The 25,696-nt window shown below is 38.9% G+C and carries 23 protein-coding genes; 12 read left to right on the top strand and 11 right to left on the bottom strand.

The window, feature by feature from the left end:
• Positions 1-6: 6 nt before the first annotated feature.
• From M2R48_RS01340 to thrC, 3 genes are all read left to right on the top strand, one after another.
• Entirely contained in the window at positions 7-819 is an 813-nt protein-coding gene (locus M2R48_RS01340) for a thioredoxin fold domain-containing protein (RefSeq protein ID WP_004818569.1), read from the top strand.
• 125 nt (positions 820-944) lie between these two features.
• The gene (locus M2R48_RS01335; protein WP_004718385.1) at positions 945-2,249 is read left to right on the top strand and encodes a homoserine dehydrogenase; all 1,305 of its coding nucleotides are present in this window, start codon (positions 945-947) and stop codon (positions 2,247-2,249) included.
• A gap of 135 nt (positions 2,250-2,384) precedes the next feature.
• On the top strand, positions 2,385-3,524 hold the full coding sequence (gene thrC / locus M2R48_RS01330) for a threonine synthase (RefSeq protein ID WP_004818568.1): 1,140 nt from the start codon (positions 2,385-2,387) through the stop codon (positions 3,522-3,524).
• 286 nt (positions 3,525-3,810) lie between these two features.
• On the opposite strand, the gene pbpG is transcribed toward thrC, so the two are convergent.
• Complete coding sequence (gene pbpG, locus M2R48_RS01325) at positions 3,811-4,866, bottom strand: D-alanyl-D-alanine endopeptidase PBP7/8 (RefSeq protein ID WP_004718389.1); 1,056 nt, start codon at positions 4,864-4,866, stop codon at positions 3,811-3,813.
• Positions 4,867-5,098: 232 nt separating this feature from the next.
• Between pbpG and M2R48_RS01320 the strand changes: the two genes are divergently transcribed.
• From M2R48_RS01320 to M2R48_RS01310, 3 genes are read left to right on the top strand one after another with little or no spacing between them, the layout of a single operon-like run.
• Positions 5,099-5,734 (top strand): response regulator, encoded by a 636-nt coding sequence (locus tag M2R48_RS01320; RefSeq protein WP_004718392.1) that lies wholly within the window; start codon positions 5,099-5,101, stop codon positions 5,732-5,734.
• Between the two features lie 36 nt (positions 5,735-5,770).
• A complete protein-coding gene (locus M2R48_RS01315) occupies positions 5,771-7,339 on the top strand; it encodes a sensor histidine kinase (RefSeq protein ID WP_239046605.1) in 1,569 nt (522 codons plus the stop codon).
• Between the two features lie 17 nt (positions 7,340-7,356).
• Positions 7,357-8,772 carry a sigma-54-dependent transcriptional regulator gene (locus M2R48_RS01310; RefSeq protein WP_262084853.1) on the top strand — a complete coding sequence of 472 codons (1,416 nt, stop codon included), beginning with the start codon at positions 7,357-7,359 and terminating at the stop codon, positions 8,770-8,772.
• A gap of 204 nt (positions 8,773-8,976) precedes the next feature.
• Here the strand turns inward: M2R48_RS01310 and M2R48_RS01305 are convergent, their stop codons facing one another.
• The 4 genes from M2R48_RS01305 to lptF form a co-directional block, all read right to left on the bottom strand.
• Complete coding sequence (locus M2R48_RS01305; RefSeq protein ID WP_262084852.1) at positions 8,977-10,155, bottom strand: S41 family peptidase; 1,179 nt, start codon at positions 10,153-10,155, stop codon at positions 8,977-8,979.
• Between the two features lie 30 nt (positions 10,156-10,185).
• The gene (gene gpmI / locus M2R48_RS01300) at positions 10,186-11,733 is read right to left on the bottom strand and encodes a 2,3-bisphosphoglycerate-independent phosphoglycerate mutase (RefSeq protein WP_262084851.1); all 1,548 of its coding nucleotides are present in this window, start codon (positions 11,731-11,733) and stop codon (positions 10,186-10,188) included.
• A gap of 154 nt (positions 11,734-11,887) precedes the next feature.
• A complete protein-coding gene (gene lptG, locus M2R48_RS01295) occupies positions 11,888-12,958 on the bottom strand; it encodes an LPS export ABC transporter permease LptG (RefSeq protein ID WP_234623360.1) in 1,071 nt (356 codons plus the stop codon).
• Positions 12,958-14,058, bottom strand: a complete 1,101-nt coding sequence (lptF, locus tag M2R48_RS01290) for an LPS export ABC transporter permease LptF (protein WP_035371793.1) — start codon at positions 14,056-14,058, stop codon at positions 12,958-12,960. Before lptF ends, lptG begins: the two co-directional genes overlap by 1 nt.
• Before the next feature lie 144 nt (positions 14,059-14,202).
• Here lptF and M2R48_RS01285 point away from each other — a divergent pair, with 144 nt between their 5' ends.
• The 4 genes from M2R48_RS01285 (at position 14,203) to M2R48_RS01270 (ending at position 17,120) form a co-directional block, all read left to right on the top strand.
• Positions 14,203-15,651, top strand: coding sequence for a leucyl aminopeptidase (locus tag M2R48_RS01285; RefSeq protein WP_262084850.1), 1,449 nt, complete (start codon positions 14,203-14,205; stop codon positions 15,649-15,651).
• Positions 15,644-16,051, top strand: a complete 408-nt coding sequence (locus M2R48_RS01280; protein ID WP_151956265.1) for a DNA polymerase III subunit chi — start codon at positions 15,644-15,646, stop codon at positions 16,049-16,051. Before M2R48_RS01285 ends, M2R48_RS01280 begins: the two co-directional genes overlap by 8 nt.
• Before the next feature lie 32 nt (positions 16,052-16,083).
• Positions 16,084-16,713: a hypothetical protein gene (locus tag M2R48_RS01275; protein WP_262084849.1), complete on the top strand. Its 630-nt coding sequence runs from the start codon at positions 16,084-16,086 to the stop codon at positions 16,711-16,713.
• A gap of 188 nt (positions 16,714-16,901) precedes the next feature.
• Positions 16,902-17,120, top strand: a complete 219-nt coding sequence (locus tag M2R48_RS01270) for a hypothetical protein (protein WP_262084848.1) — start codon at positions 16,902-16,904, stop codon at positions 17,118-17,120.
• 103 nt (positions 17,121-17,223) lie between these two features.
• On the opposite strand, the gene M2R48_RS01265 is transcribed toward M2R48_RS01270, so the two are convergent.
• From M2R48_RS01265 to M2R48_RS01250, 4 genes are all read right to left on the bottom strand, one after another.
• Complete coding sequence (locus M2R48_RS01265) at positions 17,224-18,384, bottom strand: hypothetical protein (protein WP_262084847.1); 1,161 nt, start codon at positions 18,382-18,384, stop codon at positions 17,224-17,226.
• Between the two features lie 214 nt (positions 18,385-18,598).
• Complete coding sequence (gene pgsA, locus M2R48_RS01260; protein ID WP_004718416.1) at positions 18,599-19,186, bottom strand: CDP-diacylglycerol--glycerol-3-phosphate 3-phosphatidyltransferase; 588 nt, start codon at positions 19,184-19,186, stop codon at positions 18,599-18,601.
• Positions 19,187-19,291: 105 nt separating this feature from the next.
• A complete protein-coding gene (locus M2R48_RS01255) occupies positions 19,292-20,086 on the bottom strand; it encodes a thioesterase family protein (protein ID WP_262084846.1) in 795 nt (264 codons plus the stop codon).
• A gap of 461 nt (positions 20,087-20,547) precedes the next feature.
• The gene (locus M2R48_RS01250; protein ID WP_262084845.1) at positions 20,548-21,441 is read right to left on the bottom strand and encodes a LysR family transcriptional regulator; all 894 of its coding nucleotides are present in this window, start codon (positions 21,439-21,441) and stop codon (positions 20,548-20,550) included.
• Between the two features lie 107 nt (positions 21,442-21,548).
• Here M2R48_RS01250 and M2R48_RS01245 point away from each other — a divergent pair, with 107 nt between their 5' ends.
• Both M2R48_RS01245 and M2R48_RS01240 read left to right on the top strand, forming a co-directional pair.
• Positions 21,549-22,199, top strand: a complete 651-nt coding sequence (locus M2R48_RS01245) for an NAD(P)-dependent oxidoreductase (RefSeq protein ID WP_262084844.1) — start codon at positions 21,549-21,551, stop codon at positions 22,197-22,199.
• 23 nt (positions 22,200-22,222) lie between these two features.
• Complete coding sequence (locus tag M2R48_RS01240) at positions 22,223-22,648, top strand: hypothetical protein (RefSeq protein WP_262084843.1); 426 nt, start codon at positions 22,223-22,225, stop codon at positions 22,646-22,648.
• A 48-nt stretch (positions 22,649-22,696) separates the two neighbouring features.
• Here the strand turns inward: M2R48_RS01240 and uvrC are convergent, their stop codons facing one another.
• Both uvrC and M2R48_RS01230 read right to left on the bottom strand, forming a co-directional pair.
• Entirely contained in the window at positions 22,697-24,496 is a 1,800-nt protein-coding gene (uvrC, locus tag M2R48_RS01235; RefSeq protein WP_262084842.1) for an excinuclease ABC subunit UvrC, read from the bottom strand.
• 162 nt (positions 24,497-24,658) lie between these two features.
• Positions 24,659-25,591, bottom strand: coding sequence for a hypothetical protein (locus M2R48_RS01230; RefSeq protein ID WP_262084841.1), 933 nt, complete (start codon positions 25,589-25,591; stop codon positions 24,659-24,661).
• Positions 25,592-25,696 lie beyond the last annotated feature (105 nt).

Genomic DNA, 25,696 nt, shown 5'->3' with positions numbered 1-25,696 from the left:
TTATTTATGCAATTGAATCGTTCAAAATTGATGTTGGCTTGTCTTATTGCAAGCACGATGGCAGTGAGTGCTTGTTCGAAGAATCCAGACTCAAAAAAAGATGACACTTTAACTGCGACTGCACCTGCAACAGGTGAGGCATCGAATTTAACTGAGCGTGATGCAAAACAACGTCTAATCCAAACATTACAGGCCAATTTCAAAAAGGCTGGTGTTAAAGCCAAAATTTTAGATGCGAAACCGACTGAAATGCCAAATCTTTATTGGATCAGTATGGAAGGCATGAGCTCAGTCTATGCAACATCTGATGGTAAATTCCTCATCCAAGGCGATGTAATCCGTTTAGGTGGCGATAAACTCAGTAGCATTGGTGACAAAATACAAGCTGCAGAAAACAAGAAATATCTTGCTGAGTTAAATATTAAGGACCTGTTGGTTTACCCTGCGCAAGGTAAGGTTAAACATGTCATCTATGTATTTACTGATGCAAGCTGTCCTTATTGCCATAAACTTCATGAACATATCAGTGAAATCACGGCTAAAGGTATTGAAATACGTTATATCGCATGGCCACGTGGTGAACAATTTATACCGACGATGGAAAGTATCTGGTGTAGTGCAGACCGTAGTGCTGCATTTAATCAAGCCATTGCCGGTACTGCGCTTCCACCAGCAAGCTGTAAAAATCCAGTTCGTGACCTATATGCTTTAGGTCTAAAAATGGGTGTAAATGGTACCCCTGCAATCTACAATGCAGAGGGTGAATATCTGGGCGGTTATATGACTGCTGACGAAATTGAAAGCCGTTTAAATAAATAATTTTTATCAGTAAATTTACTATTATTTATAGCTCAATATAAAGATGCGTCAGACTCTAGAGTCTGGCGCATTTTTTAGCTATGATCTAAGCTTAATATAATTTATATACATAATTGGAGTGTGACGTGAAACCAGTTCGTCTGGCAATACTCGGTCTTGGAACCGTAGGCGGTGGTGCCCTTAAACTACTACAAGAAAACGCTGCTGAAATTAGACGTCGCACCGGCCGAGAAATTGAAATTACCCACGTAGGTACGCGTCGTCCACGTCCAGATCTAAATTTACCAGCAAGCATTAAACAGAGCGCCGACCTGCTAGATATCGTCCGCCAGCCTGATGTTGATGTTGTCGTTGAAGTCATGGGCGGTATCCACCCTGCTTATGAAGTCATGATGGAAGCCATAAAACATGGCAAACAAGTGGTAACGGCAAACAAAGCCTTACTGGCAGAACATGGAAATGAGCTGTTTAAAGCGGCTGATGATCACCACGTACAAGTTGCCTTTGAAGCAGCGGTTGCCGGTGGTATTCCAATTATCAAGGTCATTCGTGAAGGCCTAGCAGCCAATAAAATTGAATGGCTGGCAGGTATCATCAATGGTACAGGCAATTTCATTCTGACTGAAATGAGTGAAAAAGGTCGTGCCTTTGCGGACGTACTCAAAGAAGCGCAAGAACTTGGTTATGCCGAAGCAGATCCAACGTTTGATGTTGAAGGCATTGATGCTGCGCATAAGCTGACTATTCTTGCATCATGTGCCTTTGGTATTCCTTTACAGTTCGATAAAGTTTATACCGAAGGTATTACCAAGATCACAGCACAAGATGTGAAATATGCTGAAGAGCTTGGCTATAAGATCAAACACTTGGGTATTGCACGTCGTTCTAGCAAAGGCATCGAACTTCGTGTACACCCAACCCTAATTCCAGAAGAAGAACTTCTTGCCAATGTAAATGGCGTGAAGAATGCTGTTCTGGTTCAAGCCAATGCAGTTGGTCCTACATTGTATTATGGCGCAGGTGCAGGCGCAGGCCCTACTGCTTCTGCGGTTGTGGCGGATGTGGTTGATATTGTCCGTGATATCATTTACACAGAAGATGGTTCAGGTACTATTCCTCAGCTTGCCTTTGAAGCTCTTTCCGACTTGCATATCTTGTCGAGTGATGAGATGACCACAGGTTATTATTTGCGTTTAAATGCTGAAGACCAAACTGGTGTACTCGCAGATGTAACAACAATTTTAAGTCGCACGGGGATCAGTATTGATGCCATCATGCAGCAACCTCGCTTAAAAGATCTGATTCCTATCGTGATTTTGACTGATCCGATCGTCGAATCGAAAATGAATGAAGCGATTGCACAAATTCAAGCCTTACCTGCTATCCATGGCGAAATCGTACGAATTCGTTTAGAATTGCTCGATAACTAATCGGGTTTTAAACTCCTCTAAATTTGCAGCAATACCCTGCAAAGCGCCATTCAATGAATGGCGCAGCCTCTCCGAGTAGAGGCTTAGAGGTTAAAAGAATATCTTATTTGCTCTACACACAATTGGAACACCATCATGTCTAATGCCAATCGCTATACAGGACTTGTTGATCGCTATCGTGACCGCTTACCAGTATCGAAAACTACACGTGCTATTTCTTTAAATGAAGGTAATACGCCTCTCATTAAATTAGACAATATTCCCGGTATTATTGGTAAAAATGTTGAAATTTATGTGAAGTATGAAGGTTTAAACCCGACAGGTTCGTTTAAAGACCGTGGCATGACCATGGCAGTGACCAAAGCGGTAGAAGAAGGCTCTAAGGCGATTATCTGTGCATCTACAGGCAATACCTCTGCTGCTGCTGCTGCATATGCTGCTCGTGCGGGTATCAAAGCATTTGTGTTAATCCCAGAAGGCAAAATTGCCATGGGTAAAATGGCACAAGCGATGATGTATGGTGCAATCACTATGCAAATTCGCGGCAACTTCGATGACGGCATGCGTTTGGTTAAAGAAGTTGCAGACCAAGCACCGGTAACGATTGTTAACTCAATCAACCCATACCGCTTACAAGGTCAAAAGACCATTGCTTATGAAATCGTAGAAGCGTTAGGTCGTGCGCCTGACTACCACTGCTTACCTGTTGGTAATGCGGGTAATATCACTGCGCATTGGATGGGTTATACCGAAGCAGTTGCGAATCAACCTGTTGAAGCATTTGAACAAGTGGTTTATGACCCTGCAACAGATAAGTTTACAGGTCCAAACCCTGAAGGTCGCCCAATCATGGTCGGTTATCAAGCTTCTGGTGCTGCACCGTTCTTACGTGGTGGTCCTGTTGAAAACCCAGAAACAGTTGCAACAGCAATTCGTATTGGTAATCCTCAAAGCTTTAATCATGCCAAAGCGGTCGTTCGTGACTCAAATGGCTGGTTTGATGAATTGACTGATGCTGAAATTTTAGAAGCACAACGTTTGCTTTCTATGTATGAAGGTGTATTTGTTGAACCTGCTTCTGCGGCATCTATCGGTGGTGCAATTCGTGATATCAAAGCAGGTAAAATTGCTGAAGGTTCTGTGATTGTATGTACTGTGACAGGTAATGGTCTAAAAGATCCTGATACTGCAATTAAACAATGTGAAGATGCAGTGATGCTGTCTATTGATGCAACAATGAATCAAGTGAAAGACTCTATTCTTTCAAATATGTAATAACGCATTCACATATAAAAAAACCAGTTGTGCGCAACTGGTTTTTTTATTTGCTCAAGCTCAACATTATTCTTCTTCATATTGGTCATAATTTAGATCTGATTCACTCTTGCACTATATATCAATTGCTTTGTCAGCACGATTTGAAAAAGTGCTACCCAAACACCAGTATTCCAGATTTACACATCTCATAATCTATTTTTTATGCTTAATTTAAGCATAAAAAAAGCCCTTCATATTGAAGAACTTTTTGTCATGTGGCTGGTTAAGTGCCGTGAAAAACTGATTAGATACGTTTCGGTAAATTACTGACCCAGTTTAATAAATTAGTTGCATCATTGGTACGTGCCTGAGAAGAACTTGCACCTAATAACACCACCACAGCTGGACGACTATTTACAGTGGTGTGCATAACCACGCAACGCCCTGCTTCATTGATATAACCCGTTTTAGAAATATTAATATTCCAGCCGCCATTACGTACTAAGGCATTGGTATTGTTTGATTTCAACACGCGATAACCTAAATTAAAGTCATAGTGTGCTGTTGTTGAAAATTGACGGATCAAGCCATATTGCGATGCAGCACTGACTAAAATCCCCAAATCTCGAGCAGAAGAAACATTACGTGGATCTAAACCAGTAGATTCAACATAATGGGTTGAGTTCATGCCCAATTGTCGTGCTTTTGAATTCATTGCAGCAAAAAACGCTTGGCGACCACCTGGGTAAGTACGTGCTAAAGCTGCTGCAGCTGGATTTTCAGATTTCATCAATGCCACAAGTAACATTTCAGCACGATTCATGGTATCGCCAACTTTTAAAGTTGAACTTGAATTCTTACCACCAGCACCTGCAAAATCGATTTGTTGCAAGGTGATGTCTTCAGACATATTTAGACGGGCATCTGCGGTAATCACCGCTGTCATCAACTTGGTAATTGATGCGATAGGCAACGCCATATTGGTATTTTTACTAAACAGGACTTCACCTGTTTTTGCATCCATTACCAATGCAGCACGTGCATTTACCGATGGTTGGCTGTTATAGGTATTGGTGTCATAAATCTGTACAGACTTATTGGTCAATGTTGTTGGTGCAGCATTTGATGCACGAATTGTTGTGGTTAAAGTGGTTGAGCCTTTTGGAGAAATATCCTCGCCATCATCATCCAGAGAGTCACCATTGAGTAACTGGCTGGCATCTGAAGAAGACCAATTTACAGTTGCTTGTCCGCTCCCCCCCGATGAGTTCATAATGATTTCAGCAAAACCGGTAGAACTCAAACTGAGTAGTACTGACAAACTCAGCACATGCATTAACGTTTTTTTTGGTTTTTTCACGATAACTTACTCACCTCAAGGAGGTATTCACAAACTTGCTAATTACCTCAAATATGACTTACATTTACACTCAAACGTGACTATATTAAAACAAATATTTCAATCACGCCGTATTATGCGTAAATATTGAATGGATATTAGGAATAGGATTGCCAATTTTGTTATGTCTTTGCAAGTCTTTTTTGCTTTATGTAACAAAAATGTCGATATTGAGAAATTTAAGGAGGTGTAAGTGATTACTGTTTTAGTGGTAGATGACCATGAATTAGTAAGAACCGGCATCTGCAGAATGTTAGAAGATCAGACCGATATTCAAGTCATTGGACAAGCAGAATCTGGTGAAGAAGCAATTACGATTGTAAGGCAACAACATCCCAATGTGGTTTTATTGGATGTCAACATGCCTGGAATTGGTGGTGTAGAAACTACCCGTCGTTTGTTACAAACCGCACCTGATACCAAAGTACTCGCTGTGAGTGGTTTGGCTGAAGAACCCTATCCATCGCTATTATTGAAAGCTGGAGCTCGTGGTTACATTACCAAGGGCGCGCCGATCACTGAAATGGTTCGTGCAATCAAAAAAGTCATGCAAGGCGGTAAGTATTTTAGTGCCGATATTGCCGAACAACTTGCAAGCTCTTATTTATCAGATACACAAACCTCACCTTTTGACGCGCTGTCAGAACGTGAAATGCAAGTTGCCATGATGGTGGTAAATTGTGTCAGTGCACAAGAAATTTCTGACAAACTCTTTGTCAGTGTAAAAACAGTCAATACTTATCGTTATCGTATCTTTGAAAAATTAGGACTTGATAGTGATGTAAAACTCACTCACCTTGCGATACGTTATGGTCTAATTAAGCCATAAATTGATTAAAACAATAATTTATCTTGAGTACGATTTATGTCGCCTACGGTAACGGTTCCCATTTATCAAACAATTTACCGTCTAGGCACACTGTATTCAGGGTATAGATTGGTTATTGCCTTTTGCTTAGTCATTATTTTTCTGATTACCCTTGAACATCAGCCCGTACATTACCAATATCCCAGCTTATACTTTTATTCTCTAACCGCATTTACGCTAATCGCAGCATTACAAATGATGCTGCTCAAGTTCTATCCACATGGGGTTGGACGGCAATTTATCGGTTTTTTTATTGTTGATATTCCCTTTCTAAGTACCTTGGTATTTGCCCTCAATGGGCCAAATTTAGCCATCAGTATTTTGTTCGTAATTGCCGTTTTTACCGCGAATTTTCTGCTGAGTAAAAATAAAGCGCTATTCGTAACACTGGTTTCCGTGATTGCGATTATTTACCAACAGTTTTTAGGCAGCTTCTTCGATTTTTCAAATTTAAATAATATTAGTAACAGTGCCTTATTGGCTTTTTTATTTTTTATGGTCTATGGCATTGGGCAGATTGCAATTAATCGCTTCCAAGTTTTAGAGTCGTTAAATACCTATCAATCTCTTGAATTATTTAAGTTACAGAACATTAACCGCTATATTTTAGAACAGATTGAAGTCGGTTATTTGGTACTCGATGAAAAGTGCAAAATTATCGTCAGTAACCCTGCTGCCTGTTTACTTCTAGGCATTTCACCACTTTACGCACATGAGCAATATCATTTATCCAGCTTTCAACCGGACTTATATGAAATCTTAAAAGATGCCATGTTACGTGATGGAGAACGCTTCCAATTTGAATCGCATCAGTCCTCGTATACGGTCGATATTCGCGTACAAAAATTGATTGTTCCGCATCAAGCACTCACGCTTTTGGTCCTCGAAGATGCACAAAAAATTAATCAAAAGGTACAACAACTCAAACTTGCCGCACTTGGTCAATTGTCCGCCAGTATTGCCCATGAAATTCGCAACCCACTTGCTGCTATTGCGCAGGCCAATGATCTCTTTATCAGCAGTGACCCAGAACAACAAACCATTTTAAATCAAATGATTACCAAGCAGACCATCCGTATCAATAATATTATTAAAGATACCTTGGATATGGCAAAAAATAAAAAGACCCATACATCGAAAATTAATTTTCAAGAATTTGTTGATGACTTATTACGCCATGATCTAGGGGATGCTCAGGAAAAAATCAAATTAGAGGTCCAATCTGATGTTTGGATTTATTTTGATGATTCTCATCTTCGACAAGTTTTAATCAATTTAGTGCGTAATGCATTACGTCATAATGATCAAAATGCTGAACACATTTTAGTGCAAACGTTTAAAAATGAATCACACGTATATATCGATGTGATTGATTATGGGAAAGGCGTCACAAAACAAGATCTTTCGCAATTATTTCAGCCATTTTTTAGTACCGAAATCAATGGAACTGGTTTAGGATTATACCTATCGCAGACGATATGCGAAGCAAATCAAGCGAAACTAATTTACGTAGAGCAAAAACAACAAGGGGCGTGCTTCCGTATCGAATGCCCACTCATGGATTAGATTAGGTTTTTGGGGATATGACTACACGACAACCATTGGTTTTACTTGTAGATGATGAACAAGATTTATGTATGTTAATGCAAATGAGCCTTTCTCGAATGGGCATCAAAACGCATATGGCACACCATTTACAACAAGCCAAATATTTTTTTAGTGAATATAAATATGATGCCTGTATTACCGATTTAAACCTCCCTGATGGCAGTGGTTTAGATTTGGTTAAACATGTATCGCAGCATTATCCTAAAACGCCTATTGCAGTCTTAACTGCATATGGAAATATGGAAATTGCGATTGCCTCGCTGAAAGCAGGCGCTTTTGATTTTGTCAGCAAACCGATTAACCAATTACATCTGCAACAACTTTTACAAAAAGCTTTGCATGTACCACAGTTAAGAGAAACGATCAACGATGCGCCGCTTGAGGAATCAATGCTCATCGGTGATTCACAGGTGATTCGTAAGTTAAGAGAATCGATTAAAAAAATTGCTCGTTCACAAGCACCCGTATTTATCACGGGTGAATCTGGAACAGGCAAAGAGGTTGTTGCCAACCTCATCCATCTACTCAGCAACCGCAGTGATAGCCCATTTGTTGCGATTAATTGTGGTGCAATTTCTGAAGAGCTGATGGAGAGTGAGCTATTTGGGCATAAAAAAGGCTGCTTTTCAGGTGCAACTCAAGACAAACAGGGTCTTATTCAAGCTGCCAATGGTGGTACCCTGTTTTTAGATGAAATTGCAGAACTGTCATTGGCGATGCAAGCCAAACTGTTACGGGCATTGCAAGAAAAGAAAATTCGTCCTCTAGGTAGTGATAGCGAAATCGAAGTTGATTTTCGTATTATCAGTGCAACACATCAAGACATTGAAGCATTCGTTGAACAAGGCAAATTCCGCCATGATCTGTTCTTTAGAATTCATGTGATGGATATTGTGCTCCCGCCATTGCGCGAACGTGATTGTGATATTCTAATTTTAGCCAATCATTTTCTTCAGCAAATTTGTACAGAGTGGCGTATTTCAACTAAGTCTTTCACTGAACAAGCCAAAGCTTTTCTTTTGCAACAACATTACTCAGGCAATGTTCGTGAATTACGCAATATCATTGAAAAAGCCATTACCATGAGTGATGAAGACTATATTGATATTCAACAACTACAACCAGCTCCACATCGTGGTGTCCACAAAGTCGAACAGCATGATCTGATGCAAAGTAAAGCCTTGCCTATCGTCATGCCGAATAAAGCACAAAACATTCCAGAAGAAGGTTTGGAGCAATATTTGGAAAAAGTCGAAAAAGAGGTGCTGTTATCTGCGTTAAATCAAACCCATTGGAATCGTACTTTAGCTGCGAAGAAATTGGGCATGACGTTTCGTTCTTTACGCTACCGTTTGAAAAAGTTTGGTTTAGATACCGATGATGATGAATAAAAGTAGCCTCCATTCTTCATCATAATATCAACTCAAGCGTTTTTGTTTTTTGTACGGTTTTATATATAGCGTAGTGACATAAATGTCATCGTTGGGTAGGGGGGTAGAACGCCCCCTTGCCCACAATATGATTTAACTGCCGAATGTCAGATATAGCAGCATAAAACGGCTACAGTGTTATAAATTCACTTCTCGCATTCAACTTTATCTCTCACGATGTTTTAATAGTTGATCTGCAACATTATTTAAATAGGTTTCTTCTTTTTGATCCAAAGCCCATGGATATTCAAGATTAGGGCGAATGCCTTGTCCGTCAATCATATTGCCATTAGGCGTATAATAATGCGAAACCGTCATTTGTAATGCAGCGCCATTTGGCAATGGGAATAATTTCTGTACAACGCCTTTGCCATAGCTTTTTTCTCCAATGACCCAAGCACGTTGATGCTCTTTCATTGCAGCCGTAAAGACTTCTGCAGCAGATGCCGAACGACCATTAATCAAAATACCTAATTTGGTATTAGACGACTCATCACCCGGTAAGGCTTGGAATTGTTGATTGCCTTCTGAACGGCTTTTGGTCGAAACAATCGTTCCCTGAGTTAAAAACAGATCAGCCGTTTCAACAGCCGCTGAGAGTAAACCACCGGGGTTATTGCGCAGATCGAATAGCACGGCTTTTACTTTTTGAGTGCTATATTCTTCAATTAAACGTTTAATTTCATTGGCCGTATCTTGTTGAAAGACTTTGACTTTAAGAACCAAAACCTGATTATGCAACATAACCGGCTCTATATCTGCCACTTCCAATTTTCGATTTCTGACCACTGTGATGGCTGGGCTTTTTTCATTGAGTTGCAACTGAAAAGTTGAACCAATTGAGCCATGTAATAAATCTTCGACTTGCTGAGCATTTAAATTTTTAAGTTCTTGATTTTCAATTTTAAAAATAGTGAAGCCATTTTTTAAACCGAGTTTAAATGAATCTGAATTATCGCGTAAATTCTTCACTTTCCATTGATGAATATGACTATCAAAAGCCAATTCAAAGTCAGCAGTCGCAAGGTCACTTTCCGTGTATTGCATCAACTGTTTATATTCTTCAGGACTTAGATAACGTGAATAACGATCTAAACCACCCACCAGCCCTTTGATTGCCTGTAAAAACAGAACATCATCTGGTTTTTCCTGAACATAGTTGTCTTTGACGATGCCGTAGATTTGTACAAATTGCTCAATCGATTCAATGGGCACTTCGGCAATACTTTCTTCGACATCACCATCAAAATCAAGTGCGGCAGCATTTTCTGCTGCCCAAACTGAATGGCTTCCACAGGCCAACAATCCTGTTAATACAGCAATATATTTCCAAGCTTGAGCCATTCACGCACCTAGTTTTTAATAGAGATAATTTTATGCTTTCAATGTAATTAAATTACGGCCTTGCATTTCTGTCGGTACAGGGAGATGCATTAAACTTAAAATAGTCGGTGCAACATCTGCTAAAACTCCACCTTCAGCAATCGTCGCTGAGGTTGGTCCAACATAAATGAAAGGTACAAGTTCAGTGGTATGCTGTGTATGGACTTGACCACTCACATAATCCTGCATTTGCTCGACATTACCATGATCAGCGGTAATCAGCATGTGACCATGCTTTGCCATTACAGCTTCATATAAACGACCAAGGCTTGTATCAACCGCTTCAACTGCTTTCACAGCTGCATCAAACACGCCAGTATGACCCACCATATCGCCATTGGCATAGTTCACCACCAAAAGGTCAAACTCACCTGAATTGATCGCATCAACCAGCTTGTCGGTAACTTCTGGCGCGCTCATTTCTGGCTGTAGATCATAAGTCGCCACTTTCGGTGATGGGATTAAAATCCGTTTTTCACCTGGATATTCATCTTCACGGCCACCACTAAAGAAGAAAGTCACATGGGCATATTTTTCTGTTTCTGCAATACGTAACTGCGTTTTGCCTAAAGAAGATAAGTATTCACCAATTGAATTTTTTAAACCTTCTGGCATATATGCCACTGGTGCATCGATCGTCGCTTGATAACGCGTTAACATCACAAATTTGGATAGATGTAGTACCACTTTACGCTCAAAACCTGCAAAGTCTTGCTCTACAAATGCTTTGGTAATTTCACGTGCACGATCAGCACGGAAATTCATAAAGACCACACTGTCGCCATCTTGGATTTTTGCGATTTCACCAATACGGGTTGCTTTAACAAATTCATCATTTTCATTGGCTGAATAAGCTTGCTCTAAGCCTTCAACTGCTGAATCAACAACACGTAAAGCTTCTCCTTCAGTCATCAGGCGGTAAGCTTGTTCCACACGATCCCAACGATTATCACGATCCATGGCAAAGTAACGTCCAATCATGGTGGCAATACGCCCTTGATTTGGATATTGTGCAAATACAGCATCGAGTTTTTCTAAAGAAGGTTTTGCACTGCGTGGTGGCGTATCACGACCATCTAAGAACGCATGTAAATAGACTTTTGCCCCACGTTTCAAGGCAAGCTCACACATCGCAATAATATGATCTTGATGGGAGTGGACACCACCCTCTGACAACAGCCCCATGATGTGTAATGCACCATTTGCCGCTTTGGCTTTTTCTACTGCATCAATCAGAACTTCATGCTCGAAAAAATCGCCGGTACGAATGTCTTTGGTGATACGGGTAAAATCTTGATACAGCACACGACCTGCACCCAAGTTCATATGCCCCACTTCTGAGTTACCCATTTGCCCATCTGGCAAACCCACATCTTCACCTGAACCTGAAATTAAACTATGCGGATGCTTTTCTTGCATCATGGTTAGATTTGGCGTTTTTGCTGCTAAAAACGCATTATCTTCGACCGCTTCACGATGACCCACACCATCCATAATCACTAGAACGTGAGGGATTTTGCCAGCAGTTGCATCCGTCATGATTTACACTCTTTACTGTTTACAAATTAATCGTTACATCTTACCGTTTTTTTACGGCAGACTCTATGCTATGACTATGGCAAAAACGGGTTGCCATCATCTAAATTTCTAATCTAGTTAAAATTCCACTGAACTAAGCGATTGATTCATCAGATTATCTTGCCCTATACAACAAATAACTGCCGATACCAAACATCAATACAATTGGCAAAAATACAAACCAAGCTGGCGATGGCGCGTAGACCAAACTTGCATAACCCAAGAAGTCTTGTATGTAATAGAAGCCCAAACCAACAAATAATGCGATGACTAAACGAAAACCCATCGATTGTTGACGCAAAGGCCCAAAAATAAATGAACAGGCAATCAACACCAATGCAAGTAACGCAAATGGTGAACCAATATTTTTCCAGAAAGCTAACAGATATGTCTTCGGTACTTGGCTATATTCATGCATATATTGCATAAAACTCAACAACTGCGTAGGGGCTAAGTCCTCAGGATTGATGGTCACCATATGCACGTATTTCGGTTGCAATGCGAGTGCTAAATCCTGTTGGTTTTTATTGACAACTTGAGCTTGACCGTTGTCCAATAAATTGACTTGGGCACTGTTTTTTAAATTCCATTGACCCTCTTTGAAAAACTGCCCTTCTTCCGAATTTAGCAATGATTTCATTCGATAATTTTCGTCAAAATCGACAACTTGAACTTGTTTTAGCGTCCCTTGCGAGTTGGCATAATCAATATAAATAAAGCGTTGCCCTTCACGTGTCCAATAGCCTTTAACTTCCCCAAGCGCCGCGACACTACGATGGCTTTTAACACTTTTCGCTTGCTCGTTGGTATAAGGAATCACAAATTGCGTCAATAAAAATGAAAGCACCACCAAAAGCATTGCAGAACGCATCACCCAACCAACAATACGCCATAGGCTAATACCCGCTGCTCGCATCACAATCAGTTCACTGTTGGAAGCCATTGAGCCTAAACCTAATACAGCGCCGATCAAGGCAGCAATTGGAAGAATCTCATACAAATAACGAGGTGCACCCCATAAAACATATTGCAGTGCATTCCAAGCGGTATAACCTTGTTTTAGATCACTTAACTCACCCAAATAGGTGAATAAAATCTGTAAGCTGGCAAGGACTGCGGTCGCACCTAACATGGCGAGCAAGGTGGTTTTCGTCACATGTTTTGCGACAATTCTACGTGCTAACATTATGATTTTACTCGCTGTATTTGCTTTTTAATCTTAGGTGCTAATTTCTGTTTTCTTGAAAATAGAGCGGCAGCAACAGCATAGAATAATAACACTGCAGGATATGCCCAAACACCCACCTCATCCTTACTGATACGAGTTCGTATTGCCATAAGTGCCACAATTAAACTGGCAAAAATCAATAATGCAGGGAAAAGTTTGAGATAGCGACCTTGTCTAGGGCTGACTTCACATAGTGCTGTTGCCAGCATTAAGGCGACAATAATAGAAAATGGAACAAATAAACGCCATCCCAATTCACTTGCCACAACGGGGTCATTTCTATTTTCAAGCAATTTGCCAAAAGATAGCCCCTCGACTTCATCACTTTCAAACTTGGCTTCTTTATTATTTTCTAAACGCAAACGATATGATTGGAATTCAGTTTGACTATATTTGGGTGTTCCAGGATAAATTTCATAACGACGGCCTTGAACTAAATCGACAACACTGGCAGTTTCATTGGCAATTTCAATCCGTGTTGCTTCCTTTGCCAAAATCATGACATCAGGTTTGCCTTCTTTTTCAGCACGTTGATAAAAGAAAATATCTTTTAGATTTTTACGATCTTCAGATAAAGAGCCTGCATAAATCGTATAAGCCCCCGAAGAAATAAACTCACGTGGCCGAACTAAATCAAAGCCTGTTCGTACCGCTTGTGTAGAGATCAGTTGCTCATATTGACGGATTCCCCATGGAGACATCCAGATCATTAAGACACTTTGTACACACAAGTAAATAACGGTCAGTGGAATCAATAATCTGGCGACTTGAATACGGCTAATACCACTCCCGTTCAGTACCGCCATTTCATGATCGACATACAAACGACCAAAAACCAACATCAACCCAATAAAGAAACCTAAAGGAAGAATTAAAGTCAAAAACTCAGGTAAACGAAAACCGATAATACTCAATAGAATACTCGGATCTACACGCCCCATAGCAGCTTGACCAAATCGTTTAATCAATTGCCCACCCATCATAATGACTGTCAATAATGTGACAACCACAAGAGAGGTCGAAACGACTTGTTTGACAAGGTAACGTCGAATAATCAAATTAATCTTCCAAATAAGGGTAATATCGTGATGTAGCGCTAGTTTACCCGAAGTTAAAATTATAAAACTAGATTGAAATTCTACCATTTGAAGTGGTTCAATGGTTTAATGATTTGAAATGTACAAAAGGCACAAAGACAACACATGAAACTTACGATCAATACGTCATTTTCAGCGTCTACATCTAGCCAGTCGTTATTTATTCTGGTGGATTCTGAAAACGCTAAGCAAGCTCAAGAAACATATAAAATCAATGACTTGAGTAGCATAATTGAAGACACTCAATTCAAAGCAAGTTTAAACGAAACTCTACCACTTATCGGAAAGCTAACTCAAGTTACGCAATGTACTTTAGTCGGCATAGATAAAGCCTCCGAAATTAAAGCCGCGAAATTAGCAAAAATCGCACAAACCATTATCAAAGCTTCACAAAAAAAATTCCAAAAAATCAGCATTGATATTTCGGCTTTGCCGTCTGAGTTACATTATCTATTTGCTTTAAATTTGACGCAAGCTGCGTATGCTTATGATGAATTCAAATCGAAGAAGAATGAATTTACTTTAGAAAATATTGAATTTATTGCAACGCAATCAAGTCTGAGTGCAGAGCAGATCACGCTTATTGAGGCTGTTCAAAAAGGGCAAAACTTTGCTCGTGACTTAGGCAACTGCCCTCCTAATATTTGCTTCCCTGAATATTTAGCAGAACAAGCACGTGCTTTAGCAGCTGAATTCCCTGAGCTTTTACAAGTAACGGTACTTGAAGAACAACAACTTGCTGATCTAGGTATGCATGCTTTCCTTGCAGTAAGTAAAGGTTCTGACCGTCCGGGACGAGTGATTACCCTTGAGTATAAAGCCAATCCTGATCAAGCACCGATCGTGCTTGTCGGTAAAGGTGTGACTTTTGATACAGGTGGTATTTCATTAAAACCAGGCTTAGGCATGGATGAAATGAAATTTGATATGTGTGGTTCAGCATCTGTGCTGGGTACGATTCGTGCACTTTGTGAAGCAAAACTCCCGATTCATGTAGTCGGTGCAATTGCCGCTGCTGAAAACATGCCTTCTGGCCATGCAACTCGCCCTGGGGATATTGTAACCACCATGAGTGGTCAAACGGTTGAAATCCTGAATACCGATGCCGAAGGCCGTTTAGTCCTTTGTGATACCTTAACCTATATTAAGCGCTTTAATCCTGCATTGGTGATTGATATTGCAACACTGACGGGTGCTTGTGTGGTGGCTTTAGGTTCAGTGGTTTCAGGTTTATTTACACCAGATGATGAACTTGCAGAAGAAATTACAGCAGCAGGACACACTGCATTTGACCGTGTATGGCGTATGCCCGTATATGACGATTATCAAGAACAACTTGATTCGCCATTTGCTGATATTGCCAATATTGGTGGTCCAAAAGCTGGTGCAGTTACAGCAGCCTGTTTCTTACAACGCTTTACCCGTGACTATCGTTGGGCACACTTAGATATCGCGGGTACAGCGTGGAATTCTGGTGCAAATAAAGGTGCAACAGGCCGCCCAGTACCATTGTTGATGCAGTTAATTGCCAACCGTGTACAAAAGAATGGCTAAAATTAGCTTTTATTTGTTTGAAAAAAGCCCTGAACGGCAGGTCGAAAGTGCCTGTCGTTTATGTCGTAAAATTTTACGAAATGCAGCCAAAGTTTGGTTGCATTGCCCTGATATAGAAATGCAGCAACAACTGGATGAACGTTTATGGAGTTTTGATCCGACCAGTTTTATTGCGCATGGAATTGATCAAATTGATGCACCGATCTGTATTTCTTCAAGATTACCTGAGTCTTTAGACTGGATTGTGTTTAATTTTAACAATCAAGCACTTGAACAAGTGACACAATTTAGTCACATTATAGAAATTATTGAAAATGCTGAATCAGCAAAACAAATTGGTCGAGAGAAATATAAAGCCTATCGACGAATGGGTGTTTCGCCTCAAACATTTAAACTTTAATTCTTTATTCTCATTTTATATCAAGGAGATGCGTGGTGACATTAAATGTCGGTCAAGATTTTAAAAAGCGCTGGTTAGAGACGCCTGAAGGCGTACGCCAAACTTTTGTAGATGACCTCAACCGCATCTGTGACCTTCTCAGCCCTAAAACAAATGTACAGAACTGGCTAAGTAACGACCAACGCCAAATGCAAGTGGCGCAACTCCAAGTTGAACACGCTTATGCTGAGCTAAAAGCCCAGCTGATTGAAGAAGCACGTATCCGTAGACAATTGGCACTTGAAAAATCTTTAGCGGAAAAACGAGCATTACAGCACGCCTATAATTTAGCACTGCAACAAGATGAAATTCAGCAGTTTGAACATCAACAATTGACCTTACAAGATTTACGTCAACAAATTGATATTGAAATTTCAGAATATAGTGAAAAATACACTAAAAATCCTGATTATCCAGCAATAGATTATGCCAATGGGCAATTCCGCATCACAGATGCACAAATGACTTCAGAGTTGGAAAGTGTTCGTCTACGTCTTGAGTTAGAAGCAGAAACGCTCATCGAACAGAGCCTAAATGCTTTACGTAGCAAACTACAAACTGCTGCAAAAGAAGAGATTGAATATATTTTGGCAAATTCGAATTTTTCTGCAGAGAAAAAATAAAGTTTATTTATTTTAATCAGATGTCCACGTTTACTTGTCACGAAAATGCAATATTAATGTCACATGATAGTCATCTCGGATGGCTTTAACGCTTATGTGTACAGGTTAAAAATATTTTAAGTGATCAACTCAGTGAGTTTTTATTTTCAAGATAAAAATTTCCAATCACTTGCATCAGGATGAATAAAATGGATCTTCTTAACCACATTTCAAACCAAATTGCGCGACTACATTCAGGTGAAAAATGGACTGTTTCTATACAAGATTTACTGATTAGCCGTGTAGATTTTCAGTCACTTTCAGTATTTCTTTCTCGGGAATCTGAAAAAGGGACATTCTCTCTGACATATACAGACAAGTTAAAATCGCGCTTTGAACATACCTCTTTGACGATTATCAAAAACTAATTAAGCCTGATACTTTGTCTCCTTCTCAAAACAAGTTCGCAAATAAACCAAAGTCTCATTTAAGCTTTGGTTTATTTTAAATGTAGTGTGGAAACACAAGACCTCAACAGATAATTTTTGAAATTAGCTTGGCTTCAACCCGCAAGGTCTCATTGTTATTTTGATCAATTTCAACCAAATATTTTCCATTGGAATAAAAAATAGAATTGTCTTTTAAAGCAAAACTCATCACGCCTTTTTTTAATACAATCATCTCACCAGAAGCTGTCATCTTGATCAACTCCCAAGAATTTGGAATCATCCCTGGATATTTTTCGCCCGCCTTCTGATTACGTTCTAAATTTTGCTGAGCCTTAATCAAATTACCTTCAACAAATAACTCTTCTTCTGACTTTTGTTGCGATTTGGCTGGATTATTTCCAGACGTTGTTTTTAACGATTCACCCGTATAGCGTTGAGTAAAGAAATCCAACCACCCCACAATCGCACGAATAATTTTAAAAGGTGCAAAAATAATATCTTTAAACGTTGTTAACGGGGATTGATGAGCGCCATCACGGGAATACGGGCGTTTAATAAAATACAAATTGCCCTGCCCATCCATTTTTGGTTTAAAGAAATCATATTTTGGATTTGAAGCGATTGTTTGCAAATCGCCTGTTCCCATATCCAAATGAAAAATTTCTTTGGGACTATAGGCAATACGGTGTTCACCATAAGCTAAACCACATGAGTCATAATATAACTGCATGGTATCTCGCGGATCAAAACATGGATTTGAATCCTGACAATCCCCTTCGGTCAAATACTGTGTTCGATTGGCGTCTAAAGGCAGAATACAAATATGTCGTTCATAGCCCTGTGTGTGAACGGAGAGTGCTAAACGCTTCTTAGATTCATCATAAGCCATGTCCTGCACCACAAAATCATTCTTTCGTAATACTAAGCCTTCGGTTTCTTGTAAATCTGTCAATGATTTGATATTGATCGAAGTGCCTTCTTGCAAACAAGCGGTATAAATCATTTTATGATCAGCAGTGAGAGCAACATCTGTGGGGAAAATATGGTTTAAATCCACCTCATCATTTTGTGACAATGCTCCCATGAACTGTGCGCCCGTACCTTTGGTTTTCCAATCTTTACGTTGTTGAATCTCAACTAAATTCTTTTTATATAAGTCAATGGCTTGGCAAGGAACCGTAATACTTTTATTCCCATCCAATAAATACAAATTTTGATTCGATAAATAAAGCAATGCTGCCATGTGTATTCCTTAATTTTACCTGCAATGGCGTGTTTCTCAATATTCCAGTTACAGTGTTTCTTGTAATTTGATTGATTTTCAATATAGCTCAAGATGATGTTTAACGATTTGTATCTGTGTTCATCAATCTTTACATTGTACTGACTTTCAAGCACAAAAAAAGCCTTTCACGAGAGAAAGGCTTTGATCTGTATATTGCATTCAATTGCGCAGATTAAGGCTGTTTTAAATAAGGCCATGCTGCTTTTAAATAAATAAACATCGACCAGAGTGTCAAGATGACCGCGGTATATAACAAGGCATAAGCCAGTATTTCAAGCGGCTGCCAATTCAGTAAAAACACCGTGATTGCAATCATCTGAAAGGCTGTTTTATATTTACCCACCGTAGAGACTGCCACATTGGTACGTGCACCTAATTCAGCCATCCATTCACGTAGTGCTGAAACAGTAATTTCACGTGAAATAATCACAATTGCGGCAAATGCCATAGTGATTGATGGTTGCCATTGCACTAAAACAATCAATGCTGCTGCCACCATTAATTTATCTGCAACTGGATCTAAAAAACGTCCAAAAGCTGAGGTTTGATTTAATGTTCGTGCCAGATAACCATCAAACCAATCTGTGACTGCTGCAACAACAAAAATTGCAGTCAAGATAATATGACGCGTCATACCACCGGTATGTCCAGCCACTCCAATTGCAGGTGGCCAATAGGCAATAATTAAAAAAACAGGAATTAACGCGATTCGAGCAAGCGTCAAGATATTTGGAATATTCAGGATACGACCTGTAGTCATAGACACCGCCAGTGAGTCCCCTACTTACCCGAATGAAGGTAAATAATAATTTAGAGTAAAGCTCTATTTCGTTAGTACTTTAAACGATTCACATGAAACTGTCGACTAGGTAAATACCGTAACCGTCTGTCTTGCAATCGCAATGAGTCGATTTTGTTCATCCCAAAGATAGGCATGTTCTGTTGCATATCCATGCTCAGCAAAGTCTGTAATCACTTTATACTTAAACCAATCATTCAACTGATTTTGTAAAGGATGGATAAACGTTACTTGCCAAGTCAGTGTACTTGCAGGCGCAGGCAGTTTAAACATTGGCAATACACCCGGAGGCCAAACGTCCATTAAGGTCATGATATCTGAGACATTCATTGCTCGATTGGCATGTATCTCAGGGTCAAAACGACACCAACCTGAGAAGTCAGGCTGCTTACTGCCTGACATTGGATAATTCCCTTCAGTCCATGCCAGTTGGAAATTTTTTACACACTCAGGAAAAGGTAAATATTTAGGGACAATATTAATCTGGTCAAGTGGCGGAAAATCAGGGGCTTGAGGCTCTAAAGACACTTGAATTTTAGAATCGCGTTGGCTACCAAAACTTGCAATTAAAATACTCTGCACAGCTTCATTTTGCCACAGTCTGACTTCAATTGTGGTAACTGACTTACCCTGTCTCAGAATTTCAGCAGTCAATTTCACTGGCGTTTCTTCAACAGGCCCAACAAAAGTGACACTACAACTTAACAACTTTTTAACTGGATCATGAATAGTTGCAATTGCTTTATAAACCAACATACCTGCAACAAGACCACCAAAGATGGTGCGCCCCTGCAACCACCCTTGAGGAATATCAATCCACTCTTCTTGTTCAATCTGCTGAAATAGCGATTCTAATGACATGATCCGTCCAATTTTCCAATCTTTGTTGTACTGTTTCATATTTAACGTGAGATGAAAATGATCAGTGACTCATGCGTCAATGGTTGTTTTTGCAAATGCGATTTAGGATCAATAGCGATCATTCAGATTCCAAACCAGTTGACGCACGTCTACAACAATAAGAATAAGGTTTTAACACATTGTATTATATATACAATCAATCTTTTTTTGGTTTTAGATAGACTATCTAATTGCAGAAAAAGGCAATCCTACAGCACTTGAATATTTCCAAAAGCAGCATCTCTTGGCAACAATAACCGTTTATTTATGCTCTACTTTATATTCAAAATAGGGCGACATGATCGTGCATTACCAGAAATACTAAAACGTGCTTTTTACTATTACGAATTGCTTGATCAACTATGCAAGCATTATCTTTGCTCATAAAGTTGTGAACAATCTTATTAAGATTCAGAGCAGCACTATTTCAATATCAATTGTTTTTTTATATGTTCAATTACCTGAATTACCTTCGCTGATTGTGCTTTCCTATGTGTTGTCACTGCCCAAATATTGGTTTCTCCTAAATGCCACTGTGGTAATATACGGATCAACCTTTGCTCCTTGACTGATTGCTCTACTTCAAACTCACTTAGAGTACAAATTCCATACCCCTGTTCACACATTTTCCGAAGAAGTAAAATATTATTAATTACAAACTTCGGTTTCATTTCCACTGTAAAATTCAAATACTCATATTCATTAAAGAAATGTAATTGTCTCAATCCTGTACTATTGAATTGCACGTGTAACCATTCACAATTTTTTAAATCAGTTGGGTGACTAGGCATACCATTTTCTTCTATCCATCTCGGAGTTACATACAACCCCATTCGCATTGTTCCAATTTTATGTGCGACATAAGAAGAATCTGGCATCTCCCCTATCCGTATAGCTAAATCAACTCTTTGTTCAATTAAATCAATATGGTCATCATGAACCTGTAGATTTATACTTAAGTGTTGGAATTCTTGACTCCATTCTCCCAAACTGCTGACCAAATAAGTGGCCAACCCAACAGGAGCTGCTATACGAAGCTCACCAAAGGGTTCCTCTATTTCAGATTCCAATACTGCCTGAGCATTATCTGCAGCCTGACATAACTGCTGACAATAGTAATAATAGCGTTTACCAACGTCCGTTAGAGTCAATTTTCGAGTCGAGCGGTGTAATAAAGTGATACCACTATGATTTTCTAAATAGCGAATTTGCTGACTTATAGCTGAAGGTGACATATCCAATAGCCGCCCTGCTGCACTCATTGAGCCTTGCTCAACAACTTTGGTGAAAATAACCATCCGTTTGTAATGATCCATTTTAAACTACAGCTTCAAGGTGGTAGATCAAAAACACTACTATTTTCGCTTATGAGTTTCAAATACTATTTTAATTAAGAAGTAATTTTAATATTGAGTAATCTGAAATGAAAATAGCTCTAATTGGTGCAACTGGATATGTAGGATCAGCTTTATTTACCGAATTGCTTGATCGTAAATATCAAGTAAAAGCACTTGTTCTTGACCCAAGTTCGATAAAAGCAGGAGATAATTTAGAGATTATCCAAATAGATGTAATGCATGAGGATTCATTAGTATCTGTTTTAGAAGATGTGGATATAGTTGTGAGTGCATTTAATCCAGGTTGGGCTAATCCTAATATTTGTGAGGATTATCTAAAAGGCTCACGCTCCATTCTAAATGCAGTAAAAAGAGCCAAAGTTAAACGCATTTTGATCGTTGGAGGTGCGGGTAGTCTTTATGTTGCACCAGGTGTACAAATAATTGACACTCCAGAATTCCCAAAAGAATATTTCGAGGGAGCAAATGGTCCCCGAATTCTACTTGACGAGTTGAAAAAAGAAACGCAATTGGATTGGACAATGATCAGCCCTCCAATTGGATTTTCGCCAGCAAATCCTGGGGTTCGGACTGGAACATATCGTTTAGGTACTGATTCACCATTAATGAATGAAAATCAGCCAGGCACAATTTCTGCTGAAGATTTAGCAATTGCATTAATTGATGAAATGGAACAGAAAAAATTTGCATGTCAACGTTTCACTGTCGCTTACTAACCAAGTAAAGCAAAATAGAATTCATGAAAATTTCAATTGAAAACCAAACATATATTTTAGATCCTGATAAGCTAGAACATTATTGTGAAAATATATACATCTATAGTGATTTATTAGTCAGCCCTAAAAATAAGGATGGTTATGAAATAATTCATGAAAAAAATATTATACTAATAAATGTGGAAACTTATATTCCACTGCAAAATGCTACACTTCCTCAAACGAAAGTGCAGCATCAGTTTATAAGCAGAAAATTAGCCAATATTCTCAATGGTTTAAAAAAATTGGATGTTGAGCTGACTAAACAAAAAAGTGACGCTGTAATATTACAACCCGATTTACAACTAAGTCTTGGGATGGTTAGTGCAGTAGCAAATAAAGAATTTGATAGAAATATGCTAATTAATATACTTAATTCAGGTGCAGAATTTTTCGTAACCAGAAATTAAGCAACTACTAAATTAATCCTATTCCGCTTTATTTCTAAAATAACGGCGTTATTCATGCAACACTTTATAAATCATTCGTGCCATAACATCGCCTAAGCCGGGAACATTTTTTAAATCATGTTCAGAGGCTTTAAGTACACCTTGAATCCCACCAAAATGAGTCAGTAAGTCACGCCGACGTTTTGGGCCCAACCCTGGAATAGCCTCAAGTACCGAACCTCCACGACGTTTATCTCGCTTAGCGCGATGCTTGGTGATTGCAAAACGATGTGCTTCATCACGAACTTGCTGAATCAAATGCAGTGCCTTATGGTCTTCAGGAAGCTGAATCTTCGTGCCGTCGGTAAAATGCAGTGTTTCTAAACCGGGTTTACGCCCTTCACCTTTGGAAACACCCACCATAAATGCATCTAAACCAAGCTCTTGCATAACTTCCATCGCCATATGAAGTTGCCCTTTACCCCCATCAATCAATAATAAATCGGGTAACATGGCTTTTTTATAACGGCGTGTTAAGGCTTGGCGCATTGCGGCATAATCATCACCGCCAGTAATATCTTCAATCGCAAATTGGCGATAATCGCGTTTACGTGCGCCACCTGCATCAAAAACAACACATGATGCAATGGTCGCTTCGCCCATAGTATGGGAGATATCAAAGCATTCAATACGATCAACAGGTCGTCCACAGACTTGTTCCAGTTGATGAAAACGCTCATTTAATTCTAAATGATTGGCTAATTTTCCTTTGATGGCATGCTGAACATTCATCTCAGCCAACTCAAGCCATTCAGCACGAGTTTCACGAACATTGTGTTTAATATTAATTTTCTTTTCAAACTGTTGATGTAAAGCCTCTTCCAGTTCTTTTCGGTCTGTCACATTCACATTGACAATCAGTTCGGCAGGAACTTCATCTGCGACCTGAAAATAAAAATTGGCGATAAAATCAGACAACATTTGCCCCAAATCATCATCTAACATATCTGGAAAATAACTTTTCCCACCCAGCATTTTCCCATTACGCACATGCATGATCTGTACACAGGTCACACCCGCTTGATAGGCAATGGCGAGAATATCAGCTTCACCTTTGACTTTATAAATAGCTTGCTGTGCTTGGACATCACGCAGTAAGGCCATGCGGTCACGGTAAAATACCGCTTTCTCAAATTCTAGATTTTCTGCCGCTTGTTCCATTTTTTGAATCAATTCCTGATTCAGTTCTTTGGTATCACCATTTAGAAAACGAATTGAGTTTTGTACGTCTTCATTATAAGCTTCGGGTGAAATCAGCCCCACACAAGGCGCAGTACAACGCTTGATCTGATATTGCAGACAAGGACGTTTACGCTGTGAAAAATAGCTGTTTTCACATTGGCGGACATTAAATAATTTTTGTAGAACTAAAAGTGTATCTCTTGCATTATAAGCACTTGGATAGGGGCCAAAAAATTTACCCACTTGATGTTTGCCTTTGCCTCGTCCTGAAGCAATACGTGGATAAGGTTTATCTGCGGAGACAAAAATATAGACATAGGATTTATCATCACGCAACATAATGTTATACGGTGGGCGATGCAGTTTTATTAGATTCTGTTCGAGTAATAAAGCTTCTGTTTCAGAACGGACGACAAGAGTTTCAATATTATAAATACGTGCAACCAAAGCCAGTGTTTTCGGATGTTCAATCGTTTTGACAAAATAACTCAGTACGCGATTTTTTAGATTTTTGGCTTTTCCGACATATAATAATTCACCCTCTTTTCCCAGCATTTTATACACACCAGGTAAAGTCGTCATATTGGCTAGAATCTTTTCGATATTTTCACGTGCGTTTTCGTTCACAGTAGACTTTTAACTTTGGACTATAAATGGATGATGTAGTTAGATCATCCATTTTTCAAGTCTATGAGTGATTCAATTTTTAAATATTATTAGTTTCTACTGCCTTTATGAGCCACTCATTTTCATAAAATTACGCTTCAATAAGAATATTTTAGTTATAAACTAGTCGTCTAAATATATCGTAGCCCAAGTCTCCCATAATTCTATCTTTCTTAACTCTGATAGCACATCAGGTTTGAACATCGCTGCTTTAAAAGCGGTTTCGTTCATATAATCACAACTCAATTGATTAGGTTCAATTATAAATGTTTCATTTAGCGGGTGATAAAATCCCCAATAAATCTTATCGTCAATAATGAGTTTTACATTTGCTCTTTCAGGCTCATTAATATCTATTTTAAACTCGACCCAACTTACTTTGTTCCACAGACCAGACCTTTGGATTTCAGAATCCTCTCTCACATGGCGAATAATCTTTTCTGGGTAAAACTCAATATATTCTTGACTACTTTGGGCTGTTTGCTTTTGCCAACAGATTGATCCTTCAGGAAATAGATTAGATGTACCATAACCTACCCCCAGAATTGCTGCAAACACTTCAGCATTTGGGCTCTTTCTAATCATATGCATTGGATTATTTTTATCACTTTCAATGAGTTGACCTGAAACATCAATTTTCTTATATTTCCAAGACAAGACTAACGGTTTAAATGCAATATAATTACTAGCCGTATATCGTAGAGTTTCTTCATCAAAATTGACTTTTTCCCCTATTAAAAACTGATAGCTTTCCATTTGAGGAGGCACAATTGTAGAAATATTCTCTTGTGTAACAAAATTTCGTAATGCTTCTGTTTTAAAAACAGGTCTATCACTATATTTTACAAAAAAATCCTTATTTGAATCAAAGTTATATATTTTATAATTTGTATAAACTGCTGAGAAAACTAATAATGATGTAAGATCGTATTCACCACTAAAAGTATCTATAGCATATATTTTAGCGGGTGGTTGATAAACAGATGAATCATCCGATCCACCACCACAAGCTGTTAAAATTAAAGCATTGATTACAAAAAATATTGTTTTTTTCATTATATAGATTCACTATACTATTTGTTTTGAATCATTATTAACCAATATTTCATGAAATCACAAGTGTAAATCGCTTAAATTTTCACTGTTTTTTATTTTCACTTA

Source organism: Acinetobacter sp. I-MWF (assembly GCF_025433935.1).
In the GTDB taxonomy this organism is placed as follows: Bacteria; Pseudomonadota; Gammaproteobacteria; order Pseudomonadales; family Moraxellaceae; genus Acinetobacter; species Acinetobacter guillouiae.
This window is presented reverse-complemented; position numbering and strand designations above follow the sequence as displayed.